The sequence below is a fragment of the Caulobacter sp. genome (genome assembly GCF_049283275.1).
GTDB lineage: Bacteria > Pseudomonadota > Alphaproteobacteria > Caulobacterales > Caulobacteraceae > Caulobacter.
Genome location: NZ_JBAPVS010000169.1, coordinates 1 through 10910 on the forward strand (window position 1 = coordinate 1; position 10910 = coordinate 10910).

The window sequence follows — 10910 nt, forward strand, 5'->3', positions numbered from 1 at the left end:
GGGTTTCGCCCACGGCGTCACCCCGGCCAGCGGCCTGGCCCACGGCCTGTGGCTGTTCTGGGCCTTCGTGCCGCTGGCGCTCTTGGGGCTGGCGGCGGCTTGGCGGCTGGGGCGGGATTAGGCCTCCGCCAGCGCCGCCGCTTCCACTAGCTTGACCACGTCGCCCATGATCTCTGTGATCTTGAAGTCCTTCGGGGTGTAAATCCTCGCCACGCCCATCTGCTTGAGGATCAGGGCGTCGCCGTCGGGGATGATGCCGCCGACCACCACGGGGATGTGGCCCAGGCCCTCGGCGCGCATCACGCGGATGACCTCCTGCACCAGGTCCAGGTGCGAGCCCGACAGGATCGACAAACCTACGACGTGAGCACGTCCCTCCTTGGCGCGGCGGACGATCTCGTCGGGGGTCGAGCGGATGCCGTCATAGATCACCTCCATGCCGCAGGCCCGGGCCCGGGTGGCGATCTGTTCGGCGCCGTTGGAGTGGCCGTCCAGACCAGGCTTGCCGACCAGATAGGTCAGGGTGCGGCCCAGCACGTGCGAGACGCGCTCGACCTCGGCCTTCACCGATTCCACATCCTCGGCCTCGCCGGTGGAGACCACCACCGCCACGCCGGTCGGGCCGCGATATTCGCCGAACACCTCGCGCAGGGCCCCCGCCCACTCGCCGGTGGTGACGCCCGCCTTGGCGGCGACGATCGAGGGTTCCATGATGTTTCGGCCATCGGCGGCCGCGGCCTTCAGGTCGGCGAGGGCCGCCTCGGCGGCGACCGGGTCGCGGGCCGCGCGCCAGGCCTTCAGTCGCTCGACGACACCGGCCTCCAGGCGCGGATCGACGGTTTCGATGCTGCTCTCCCCGGCCGACAGCGGGGAGTCCTCGCTGTCGGTCCAGCGGTTGACGCCGACCACGGTCATGTCGCCGGTTTCGACCGAGCGCACCCGCCTGGCGTTTGAGCCGACAAGCTCGGTCTTCATGTAGTCGATGGCGTTCTGGGCTCCGCCCATCGCGTCGATCAGGGCCAGCTGCTCCAGCGCGCCCTTCGACAGCTCCGCGACCTTGGCCTCGACCACGTGGCTGCCGTCGAACAGGTCCTCGTATTCCAGCAGGTCGGTCTCATAGGCCAACACCTGTTGCAGGCGCAGGGACCACTGCTGGTCGAACGGACGCGGCAGACCAAGCGCCTCGTTCCAGGCCGGCAGTTGCAAGGCCCGGCAGCGGGCATCCTTGCTGAGCGTGACCGCCAGGGCCTCGATCAGGATGCGGTAGACGTTGTTCTCGGGCTGCTGCTCGGTCAGGCCCAGGCTGTTGACCTGCACGCCGTACCGAAAGCGCCGAGCCTTCTTGTCCTGCACCCCGTAGCGCTCCAGCAGGATCTGGTCCCACAGCCGGGTGAACGACCGCATCTTGCAGAGTTCCGTCACGAACCGCACGCCGGCGTTGACGAAGAAGCTGATGCGCGAGGCGACGATCTCGAAGTCCTCGTCCGGCACCTGGCCGCCGGCCTTGACGGTGTCGAGCACACTGATGGCGGTGGCCAGGGCGAAGGCCAGCTCCTGCTCCGGCGTCGCGCCGGCCTCCTGCAGGTGGTAGCTGCAGACGTTCATCGGGTTCCATTTCGGAACCTCGATATAGCACCAGGCGATCATGTCGCCGATCAACCGCAGGCTGGGGCCCGGCGGGAAGATGTAGGTGCCGCGGCTCAGATACTCCTTGATCAGGTCGTTCTGGGTGGTGCCCTGCAGCAACTTGCGGTCGGCGCCCTGCTCGTCGCCCAGGGCCACGTACATCGCCAGCAGCCAGGCGGCCGGGGCGTTGATGGTCATGGAGGTGTTGGACTGCTCCAGCGGGATCTGATCGAACAGCTGGCGCATGTCGCCCAGGTGGGCGATCGGCACGCCCACCTTGCCGACCTCGCCGCGCGCCAGGATGTGGTCGGCGTCGTAGCCGGTCTGGGTGGGCAGGTCGAAGGCGACGGACAGGCCGGTCTGGCCCTTGGCCAGGTTGGCCCGATACAGCGCGTTGGACTTCTCGGCCGTGGAGTGGCCGGCATAGGTCCGGAAAATCCACGGCGCATCCGGCGCGTGCTGGTACGGCTTGCCTGACATCCTCGCTCCCGATCGCCTTATCGTTCTTAATTACCAACGATAGTGAACCGGCTCTTGCTGCGACGCAATATCGCACAAGCGAAGAGAAGCTTAGAACGGCCGCTTGCCCGTCACCACCTCGCACCACGGTCGAAAACCACCCGCCAGGCTGTGGAGCGGATACTTGAGGATGGCGTCAGCAACCTACGCGCGCCCATAGGCCGTTTGGCCTATCGCGCCGCGTGAAAGAACTGTGACCTATGGCGACGTCCAACCAGGGGGCGGAAGCCATGATCCACATCGTCACATCGCAGAACCGCCACCTCTACGGCCCCCAGCTGTGGGCCATGCACCAGCAGCGGCGCGAACAGTGCGTCGAGAAGAACGGCTGGGTCGACCTGGTCGTCCTCGAGGGGGGCGAGATCGACGACTATGATGATCTGAGCGCCATCTACCTGCTCGGCTTCGACGACGCGATGAGGCTGGAGGTCGGCCTACGCCTGCACCCCACCGAACCGCGCTGCATGCTGGCCGACAAGTTCCCCCATCTGATCGCGCCGGAAGAAACGCCCAAGAAGGGGCCCGACGTCTGGGAGGCCACCCGCCTGTTCACCACCGAGGTCTATCGAGCCAAGAAGGGGCCCGGTCGCGGCGCCCGGGTGTTCGAGGTGTGGGCCGCGGCGATGGAGCTGGCCCTGATCAACGGCGTCTCGCGCTTCGTCGGCATGATCGACATGTCGCTGTATCCGGGGATCTTGAACTCGCCGATCGACACCCGGCTGGTCGGCCTGCCCCGGCCCTACGCCTACGGCGTGGTCGCCGGCTCCGAGATCGCCCTGTCGCAGGCGCTGCTGGATCGGGTGCGCGAGGCGATCGGCATGGACGGATCGGTCGGCTACCACGTCGACGAGCTAGACCTGCGGGCGTTCGGCGATCTGGCCGCCGTGCAGCGCCAGGCCATTAGCGCCCAGGTCCCGCAGCGCCGTCCCGGTTCGGCGCGAGACGAACAACTGGCCGCCGAAACGCTCTACCGACTCAACGACGTCTTCGGCGAGGCCCGCCGCATCTGGGCCGAACGCGACGATCGCCGCCAAGCGGATCAACTCAACGCCTAGAGGTTGCCAAGCCTGAAACAATCTTGCCTGGAATTCGCCTAAATCGAGGCGTGTACCTCCATGGGTTAGCGCGAGCCTGGGACTAACCAACCCGGCTTCAGCGACCTAACGCCGCGCCTTGCCATGTCGTCGTTCCATGAACGTGTCGGACGTGTCATTGTGTGGAGACAACCTTTGGAGGCGAAACTTGAGCGAAGAAACCGAGGGCCGGCGCCCCAATCCCGTCGATCTGCATGTCGGTGGCCGTGTCCGGATGCGTCGCAAGCTTTTAGGCGTCAGCCAAGAACAACTGGCCGATTCGCTGGGCCTGACTTTCCAGCAGGTGCAGAAGTACGAGCGTGGCGCCAACCGCGTCAGCGCCTCCAAGCTGTATGAAATCGCCAAGACCTTGCAGGTCCCGGTGGCGTTCTTCTTCGATGGCCTGGCCGACCCTATGGAAGGTTCGGACGGCGACGAAGTCGGCCAAAAGGCCGAACGGATCGTGCAGGAATTCCTGACCACCCCCGAGGGTCTGGAACTGGCCGAAGTGTTCCCCAAGATCGGCCGCGGCCGCGTGCGCCGTCAGGTTCTCGACCTGGTTCGCGCCATGGCTGAAGACGCCGCTCGGGTCGAAACCTCCGCCTGAACCAGCGACGACCGCTAATCGGTTCGGGCCCCGGCGATTGCTCGCCGGGGCCCGAACTTTTTTGGCCCGTCGTCTTGGTCGCCTAGCTGGCTGAAATGTTGCGTTGGCTGGCCTGCCAGATGCGCTTGGCCATCTGCAGCGCGGCCGGCGCCAGACCCCGCAGGTCGTGGCTGCGCAGGATCTTGAGGCCGAATTCGCGGTCCTTCTGCCAGACCACCTTCACGTCATGGGCGTAACCGCTGACCAGATTGACCAGCTGAACGCTTGTCGGCGGAATGGTGCTCGACAGCATCTGGATGCGCAGACCCGTCTCGGACTGGTCGCGCACGACGCAGTCCCACGCAAAGGCGCCGCAGAGCACCTTCGCGGGATGCTGCATCGCCGTGCGAGGGCCGATGCGCCGATCAAGAGCCGCGTCAGAACCAAATTTGGACATGCCCCTACCAACGCGCGGCGGCGTTAATCGGCGGTGCAGCGGAACGGTTTATTTGCCGCTAACCACGTCTCAAGCCATGATTATCGGCCAGAAACGCTCGGAAATCGCCGTGCTGCGCCCCAGCGGGCCTACCGCTCGGCCTCCGCCTTGAGGCTGGCCAGGCCGGCCTCGAAATCCTTGCCGGCCATCCTGTCCATGTTGAAGATCACGTCCATCACCTTGAACAGGAACGGGGACGGCCCCTCCATGGCCCAGGTGACGCGGGTGGCGTCGCCTTCGGGGGCCAAGGTGAAGATCGCCCTATTGTGAGCTTGCATCGGCTTGGTGAAGTCCAGGCTGGTGACCAGCTTCGACGGCGCGGCGGCCTCGACGATCTCCATGCGCCCGGCTCCGGCCTTGCCGCTGCCGCTCCAGGCATAGGTCGAGCCCAGCCCGCTGGCCGGACCGCCATAGGTGCGGGTCATGGCTGGATCGAGCTTCTCGTAAGGCGACCAGGCGCCCCATTTATGGAAGTCGTCGATCAGGGCGTAGATCTTCTCCGGCGGCGCCTTGATCATGGTCGAGCGGGCGATGCGGAAGTGGTTGGGCTTGGTCGAAGCGTAGCCCAGCAGGGCGACGATCGCGACGGCGACGACGATAGCGATGATCTTGAGCATGGTTGTCCCCTGCGTGTTCTGGCCGGTCTCGGCGTCAGGCCTTGGGCGTGGTGGCGATCGACCAAGAGAACCCATAAGGGTCCTTCAACTGGCCGTAGCGGTCACCCCAGAACATCACCTGCACCGGCAGGGTCACCTGGCAGCCGGCCGCGACGGCCCGCTCGAACCACGCGTCCACGTCGTCGACCTGCAGGTGCAGCGAGAAGGCGGCGGGCTTTTCCTGGGCGTAGCCGTGCTCGGGATAGAAGTCGCTGAGCATCAGCGAATTGCCGTTGATCAGCAGGTGGATGTGCATGGTCCGGCCCTGCTCGTCCGGCGGGATGCGGTAGAGGTCCTGGGCCCCGAAGGCCTTGACGTAGAAGTCGGCGGCCTGGCCGGCGTTGGTCGGCGACAGATAGGGCACGATGCCGCCGGAGACAGGCGGCAGCGGGGGCATCTGCTGTTGGGTGTCGGTCATGGGTCTCTCCTGGCAAGAGGTTGGGTCGGGGTCGTGCGAAGGACGCGCGGCGCGGCGCCCTCCCGACAATCGCCGGAAACTTTTTCGCCTATTGGCCGGCGCTTTCCTTCATCAGCCGGTCCAGGTGCAGGCGGATGTGGGCGGCCTCGGCGGCGGTGTTGGCCAGGGCGATGGCCTGGTCGAAGGCGACGCGCGCCTCGTCCTTGCGCCCCAGTTGCAGCAGCAGCCCGCCCTTCAGGCCGAAGAAGTGAAAATAGCCCGACAGCTTGGGCGCCAGGGGTTCGATCATCGCCAGGGCCGCCCCGGGCCCCGCCACCTTCGACACCGCCACGGCGCGGTTCAGGGTGACCACCGGCGACGGCGCCAACTGCTCCAGATCGCCGTACAGCAGATCGATGCGCGTCCAGTTCGTTTCTTCGGCCCGCTCGGCGCGGTCATGCTCGGCGGCGATGGCGGCCTGCACCAGATAGGGGCCGGGCCGGCGATGGCGCACGGCCTTGTCGATCAGGGCCAGGCCTTCGGCGATCATCCGTCCGTTCCACAGGCCCCGGTCTTGATCCTCCAACAGCACCACCGCCCCTTCGGCGTCGAAACGGGCCGGGGCGCGGGCGTGCTGCAGCAAAAGCAGGGCGGTCAGGCCCATGATCTCCGGCTCGCTGGGGAACAATCGCAGCAGCAACCGCGCCAGGCGGATGGCCTCGCCGCACAGCGAGCCGCGGGTCAGCAGCGCCTGGCCGCCGGCCGAATAACCTTCGTTGAAGACCAGATAGACCATGGCCGCCACGGTGTTCAGCCGCGCGGCCCGCTCCTGCGCGTCAGGCGCGCCGAACGGCACGTCGGCCGCCCCGATCCTGGCCTTGGCGCGGGTGATCCGCTGCTCCATCGCCGACTCGCCGACCAGGAAGGCGCGGGCGATCTGGCGCACGGAGAGACCTGAGACGATGCGCAAGGCCACGGCGACCTGCTGGGTGGCCGGCAGGTCCGGATGGCAGCAGATGAACAGCAGCCGCAGCACGTCGTCGCGATAATGATCGCCGTCCAGCCGGTCGACCAGGGCGGCCTCGGCGTCTTCCAGGTCGGAGATCAGCTCTTCCGGCGGCAGCGGCGCCGACTTGCTCTGCTTGCGCACCCCGTCCAGGGCGGCGTTGCGGCCGACCAGGATCAGCCAGGCGGTCGGGTCGCGCGGCGGACCGTTCTTGGGCCAGGCCTTCAGGGCGCGCAGGCAGGCGTCCTGAAAGGCCTCCTCGGCGGTGTCCAGGTCGCGGAAATAGCGCAGCAGAGCCGCCAGCGCCTGAGGCCGGGCCGCGGTCAGGGCGGCGTCGATCCAGGCCGCGTCGATATTGGCGATGGTCATGCCCCCGTTCCCTTCACGCGATCCGGCTTCCCCCGCGCTTCGGCCAGATGGCCGGGACGATAGACGGCCAGCGGACGGATTTCATAGGCGCCCCGGTCGGGGTTGGCGGCGGTCAGGTCCCGCGCCACGTCGATCGCCGCTTCCAGGTCCCCGCAATCGACGACATAGAACCCCAGGAGCTGCTCCTTGGTCTCGGCGAACGGCCCGTCGATCACCCGTTGCTCGCGCCCCTTGCGCAGGGTGACGGCGGCCGTTGTCGGCAGCAGGCGGGCAACCGCCCCCAGCCGGTCGGCGGCGGCCAGGCCGGCCTCGACCATCCCCAGGCGAGCCATGACCACGGCGTCCTCCGCCGGGCTCCAGGCGCCGATCGCATCCTCGAAATTGTAGCAGAGAATGGCATACAGCATCGGACCGCGCACCTTGTCGCACCCAGGACGATCAGGAACCCCGCAATCCGACATCACGGGCTCGAAAAATCGGGCGCTCGGGTTTCTCCCACGGTGAAGGAGCCCTATTTTCGCCAAGGCGCTCCTTGACGGTCCGGTCGCCGACACAAAACCATAAACACACCACGGCAAAGGGGAGGTGGCGCTCGTAACCAGGAGCCGTTCGCGTGATTCTATGGCTTTCGACATTCGTCATCGTGTTCCTGCTCGGCATGTTGGCCTGGCCGAGCATAGCGCCTCGCATTGACGCCATTCGCCGTCGTCGCCGCAGCGCGCGTCGCCGAAGCTATTTCCAGGACTGATCTCCCAGCCCCCGCGCGCGCCGGCCGGGCGCTGTTCCCGAGCATGTTCGACGCGTTTTTGGGCAATCGCGCGCGCACCTGGAAAACCCTTACTGAAATTGGGAACCTACTCAGTTCGAAGGCCGTTGGCCTAGCTCCGAGATCAACCACAGGACGCATGGTTCAGTGCCCAGTACCCGCGTGCCCAGTACCCGCGTGCCCATTTCCCTGGGGTGCAGCGCTCCGCTTCTCGAGCCCGAGCCGCGTCTCCCCCCGATCCTGTCGAGGATCTTAACCAAGGCGCCCGTCTACCTTACCTACATCCGCGAACGGCCGGCCTGGCTGCTGTTCATGACCTTCGGGCGTCTGCTGCCGATCCGGCGGGCGGAGCGCTTCCTGCGGCGCGCGAAACCCAGTCCGATCGCCCTCAATCCCAGCGCCAGGATCGAGGTGGACGATCCCTCGGCCGTCATCCCGACCCTGGTCCGCGACGGCCTCGCCGAAGGGTTCCGGCTGAAGCCCGAGGTCCTCGCGGAGATCCTGGCCTTCGCGCGCACCCATCCCTGTTTCGAGCGCGACGAAGCCCGCGCGGGCTTCCTTCCCGGCGACATCGCCGCCGTCAACGCCGACCGCGATCACGACGTGGTCGCCGCCTACTATTTCGACACCGTCCAGCGCTGCGCCGCCATCATGGATCTAGTCGCCGATCCCCTGCTGCGCAGCGTCGCCGACAGCTATCTGGGCAAGCGGGCGGAGCACATCCGGACGCGCCTGTGGTGGAGTTTTCCCGGCGAGAGGATCAAGGCTTCCGACCTGCACGCGGCCGCCCAGGACAGCTTCCACTTCGACATGAACGACTGGCAGACCTTGAAGTTCTTCTTCTACATCACGCCCGTCACCGAACGATCCGGTCCGCATCAGTACATCCGGGGCAGCCACGACCGGCGCGCGCTCCGCCACCAGCTCACCCTGGTCCTGGCCCACGACGGGCGCGACGTCGTCAAACGCTACGGCGCCGGGAACCTGAAAAGCGTGGTTGGAGACGCCGGCTTCGGCTTCGCCGAGGACCCATTCGTCTTCCACACCGGCACGCGCTGCCTCGACGCGCCGAGACTCATCCTGGAACTGGAATACGGCCCCTCGACGCCCAGCCCGAGCTACCGGTACGGGGTGCGGCTATAGGACGACGAAAGCCGCCTTGGGCCTGCGGGACGCCAAGAAGCCGTCCTCGTCGAACCGGCCCTCGTCGCCGGTGCGGGTTCGTATTTTGGAGCAAACCGCGTGGTGGCTGGGGGCGGGATCGAACCGCCGACCTGTGGGTTATGAATCCACCGCTCTAACCATCTGAGCTACCCAGCCGCACGAAGCGGAGGCGGGCTTATAAGCGCAAAGCGGGGGCGGCTTCAAGTCCGTCCGAGCATCAGATCGAGCACCGCGTCCAGACGCCGCTGCAGGCTTTGCGGACCATAGTCGGCCAGGACCTTGGCGCGGGCCGCCACGCCCAGCGCGCAGGCCTTTTGCGGCGTCGCGATCAGGCCGGCCAGGGCCTGGGCTAAGGCGGCCGGGTCGCCCGGCGGGACCAGGACGCCGTCCGCGCCGGCCTCGATCATCTCCACCGGTCCTGGAATCGCGGCCGACACCACGGGCAGGCCCACGGCCATGGCCTCCAGCAGCACCAGCGGGAAACCCTCCTGGTAGGACGGAAAGGCAAAGACGTCGCCGGTCGCCAGGAAGCCCGAGACGTCGCCCCGCCAACCGACCAGGCGCACGCGTCCACCCAGGTTGTGCTTGGCGATCAGCCCCTCCAGCTTCGCGCGCTCGTCACCTTCGCCGGCGATCTCGCAGTCGAAAGCCTGACCCCCAAAACCTTCCCACCCATTGCGCAGCAGGGCCAGGGCGGCGATCAGCACGTCGAAGCCCTTCTTGGGGTGCAGGCGGCCGGCCGCGACGATGCGCGGCGAACAGACACCGTCACGGAAGGGCGTCGCCACGGTCGTCGGCGGCTTCACCGCATTGGGGACGAAGTGCACGCGCTGCGCCGGCACGCCCCGTTCGATCGCCAGGTCGGCCAGGTGCCGGCCGACGCAGACATAATGGGTGCGGCCAAAGTGGGGACCGGACGCCTCGACGTCGAAGACCGGCTTGTGCACGCAGATCGCCAGCACGGCTCCAGGCGGCGCGACCTTGGCCATCAGGCGGGCCGGGCGCTGGCCGTGGCTGAGGATCAGGTCAGGCGCGGTCGCCTGGACGATCCTTCGGGCCGCGCCCAGCGTGACCGGATCCCAGTCTGTATAGGCCGGCATGGTCGCCAGAGGCGGGACGCGGCCGCTCTGCTGGAGGGCGACCTTGCCGCCGGCCCGCACCAGGCCCGTGGCCGTCCCGCCGTGTCGGGCGGCATAGGCTTCCAACACCGGCTGGTAGTCGAGGAACACCTGCTCCAGACCGCCCAAGCCCTTGCCCAACATGGCGTGCAGGATGGCGGTCAAGGCAGGCTCCGTCTCGGTTCGGGAAAGGCCGGACCTTCGTCGGCGGCGCCCCGCAAGTCAACGACGCCTCTTGGACTGTCACGATGGAGCGGATGACAATAGCACGTCGCGATGACAACGTAGTCACCTGACCCATCGTCTCCCCTCGCCAGGACAGTCCTCATGCGTCTTCGCCATCTCGCCCTCGCCGCGCTGGTCCTGTCGGCGTGCGGCCCCGCCAATACGGTCCAGGCCCTGCCCAATCCGCCGGTCGAGACCGGTCCGCCCAACGCCCCGGACCAGAAGCCGGCCTTCCCCCAGCAGACCCGCGCGCCGGAGGAAAAGCTGGGGGTGGCCTATCAGGTCCAGACCCTGGCCACGGGCCTGGACCATCCCTGGGGCCTGGCCTTCCTGCCCGACGGCTCCAAGCTGGTCACCGAGCGGGCCGGCCGCCTGCGGATCCTGGGGGCCGACGGCAAGCTGTCGCCCGCCGTCGCCGACATGCCGGCGGTCTATGCCGAGGGCCAGGGCGGCCTGCTCGACGTGGCCCTGGACCCCGACTACGCCAAGAACGGCCTGATCTACTGGACCTATGCCGAGCCCCGCGCGGGCGGCAACGGCACGACGGCGGCGCGCGGCAAGCTCGTGCCCGGCGCCGCGCCGAAGCTGGAGAACGTCCAGGTGATCTGGCGGCAGCTGCCGACCATGGATTCGTCCCTGCACTTCGGCGGCCGCCTGGCCTTCGCCCGCGACGGGGCGCTGTTCGTCACCACCGGCGAACGCTCGATCCTTCCCGGCCGCATGCAGGCCCAGAAGCTGGACGCGGCCCTGGGCAAGGTGATCCGCATCCGCCCCGACGGCGCGATCCCGGCCGACAATCCCTATGTCGGCAACCCGCAGGCCAAGCCGGAGATCTGGTCCAGGGGCCACCGCAACCTGCAGGGCGCGACGATCAATCCGTGGACCGGCGAGCTGTGGACCGTCGAGCAC

Annotated in this window: 11 protein-coding genes and 1 tRNA gene; 4 read left to right on the plus strand and 8 right to left on the minus strand. The window is 67.6% G+C overall.

What is annotated here, in order from left to right; translation table 11 throughout:
- Window positions 1-117: 117 nt before the first annotated feature.
- Window positions 118-2106, minus strand: coding sequence for a methylmalonyl-CoA mutase family protein (locus WAL33_RS09245; protein WP_422180663.1), 1989 nt, complete (start codon window positions 2104-2106; stop codon window positions 118-120).
- Between the two features lie 269 nt (window positions 2107-2375).
- Here WAL33_RS09245 and WAL33_RS09250 point away from each other — a divergent pair, with 269 nt between their 5' ends.
- Together WAL33_RS09250 and WAL33_RS09255 are read left to right on the plus strand one after the other, a co-directional pair.
- Window positions 2376-3200 carry an acyl-homoserine-lactone synthase gene (locus WAL33_RS09250; protein ID WP_422180665.1) on the plus strand — a complete coding sequence of 275 codons (825 nt, stop codon included), beginning with the start codon at window positions 2376-2378 and terminating at the stop codon, window positions 3198-3200.
- A 187-nt stretch (window positions 3201-3387) separates the two neighbouring features.
- Window positions 3388-3825, plus strand: a complete 438-nt coding sequence (locus tag WAL33_RS09255; protein ID WP_422180666.1) for a helix-turn-helix domain-containing protein — start codon at window positions 3388-3390, stop codon at window positions 3823-3825.
- A gap of 82 nt (window positions 3826-3907) precedes the next feature.
- On the opposite strand, the gene WAL33_RS09260 is transcribed toward WAL33_RS09255, so the two are convergent.
- From WAL33_RS09260 to WAL33_RS09280, 5 genes are all read right to left on the minus strand, one after another.
- Window positions 3908-4261 carry a PilZ domain-containing protein gene (locus WAL33_RS09260; protein WP_422180668.1) on the minus strand — a complete coding sequence of 118 codons (354 nt, stop codon included), beginning with the start codon at window positions 4259-4261 and terminating at the stop codon, window positions 3908-3910.
- Between the two features lie 128 nt (window positions 4262-4389).
- The gene (locus tag WAL33_RS09265) at window positions 4390-4917 is read right to left on the minus strand and encodes an SRPBCC family protein (RefSeq protein ID WP_422180670.1); all 528 of its coding nucleotides are present in this window, start codon (window positions 4915-4917) and stop codon (window positions 4390-4392) included.
- Window positions 4918-4951: 34 nt separating this feature from the next.
- Complete coding sequence (locus WAL33_RS09270) at window positions 4952-5374, minus strand: VOC family protein (RefSeq protein WP_422180672.1); 423 nt, start codon at window positions 5372-5374, stop codon at window positions 4952-4954.
- An 88-nt stretch (window positions 5375-5462) separates the two neighbouring features.
- A complete protein-coding gene (locus tag WAL33_RS09275; RefSeq protein ID WP_422180674.1) occupies window positions 5463-6728 on the minus strand; it encodes an RNA polymerase sigma factor in 1266 nt (421 codons plus the stop codon).
- On the minus strand, window positions 6725-7135 hold the full coding sequence (locus tag WAL33_RS09280) for a YciI family protein (RefSeq protein WP_422180676.1): 411 nt from the start codon (window positions 7133-7135) through the stop codon (window positions 6725-6727). The genes WAL33_RS09275 and WAL33_RS09280 overlap by 4 nt, the downstream gene beginning before the upstream one ends.
- A 671-nt stretch (window positions 7136-7806) precedes the next feature.
- Between WAL33_RS09280 and WAL33_RS09285 the strand changes: the two genes are divergently transcribed.
- On the plus strand, window positions 7807-8637 hold the full coding sequence (locus WAL33_RS09285) for a phytanoyl-CoA dioxygenase family protein (RefSeq protein ID WP_422180678.1): 831 nt from the start codon (window positions 7807-7809) through the stop codon (window positions 8635-8637).
- A gap of 100 nt (window positions 8638-8737) precedes the next feature.
- Here the strand turns inward: WAL33_RS09285 and WAL33_RS09290 are convergent.
- Both WAL33_RS09290 and WAL33_RS09295 read right to left on the minus strand, forming a co-directional pair.
- Window positions 8738-8814: transfer RNA gene (locus tag WAL33_RS09290), tRNA-Met, on the minus strand.
- Window positions 8815-8858: 44 nt separating this feature from the next.
- A complete protein-coding gene (locus WAL33_RS09295) occupies window positions 8859-9941 on the minus strand; it encodes a glycosyltransferase (RefSeq protein WP_422180680.1) in 1083 nt (360 codons plus the stop codon).
- Window positions 9942-10103: 162 nt separating this feature from the next.
- Here WAL33_RS09295 and WAL33_RS09300 point away from each other — a divergent pair.
- A partial coding sequence (locus tag WAL33_RS09300) for a PQQ-dependent sugar dehydrogenase (protein ID WP_422180682.1) occupies window positions 10104-10910 on the plus strand: 807 nt, incomplete at its 3' end.

Coding starts and splice junctions, on each gene's coding strand:
- WAL33_RS09245 (WP_422180663.1), bottom strand. CDS start 2,106: ATGTCAGGCAAGCCGTACCAGCACGCGCCGGATGCGCCGTGGATTTTC.
- WAL33_RS09250 (WP_422180665.1), top strand. CDS start 2,376: ATGATCCACATCGTCACATCGCAGAACCGCCACCTCTACGGCCCCCAG.
- WAL33_RS09260 (WP_422180668.1), bottom strand. CDS start 4,261: ATGTCCAAATTTGGTTCTGACGCGGCTCTTGATCGGCGCATCGGCCCT.
- WAL33_RS09265 (WP_422180670.1), bottom strand. CDS start 4,917: ATGCTCAAGATCATCGCTATCGTCGTCGCCGTCGCGATCGTCGCCCTG.
- WAL33_RS09270 (WP_422180672.1), bottom strand. CDS start 5,374: ATGACCGACACCCAACAGCAGATGCCCCCGCTGCCGCCTGTCTCCGGC.
- WAL33_RS09275 (WP_422180674.1), bottom strand. CDS start 6,728: ATGACCATCGCCAATATCGACGCGGCCTGGATCGACGCCGCCCTGACC.
- WAL33_RS09280 (WP_422180676.1), bottom strand. CDS start 7,135: ATGCTGTATGCCATTCTCTGCTACAATTTCGAGGATGCGATCGGCGCC.
- WAL33_RS09285 (WP_422180678.1), top strand. CDS start 7,807: ATGACCTTCGGGCGTCTGCTGCCGATCCGGCGGGCGGAGCGCTTCCTG.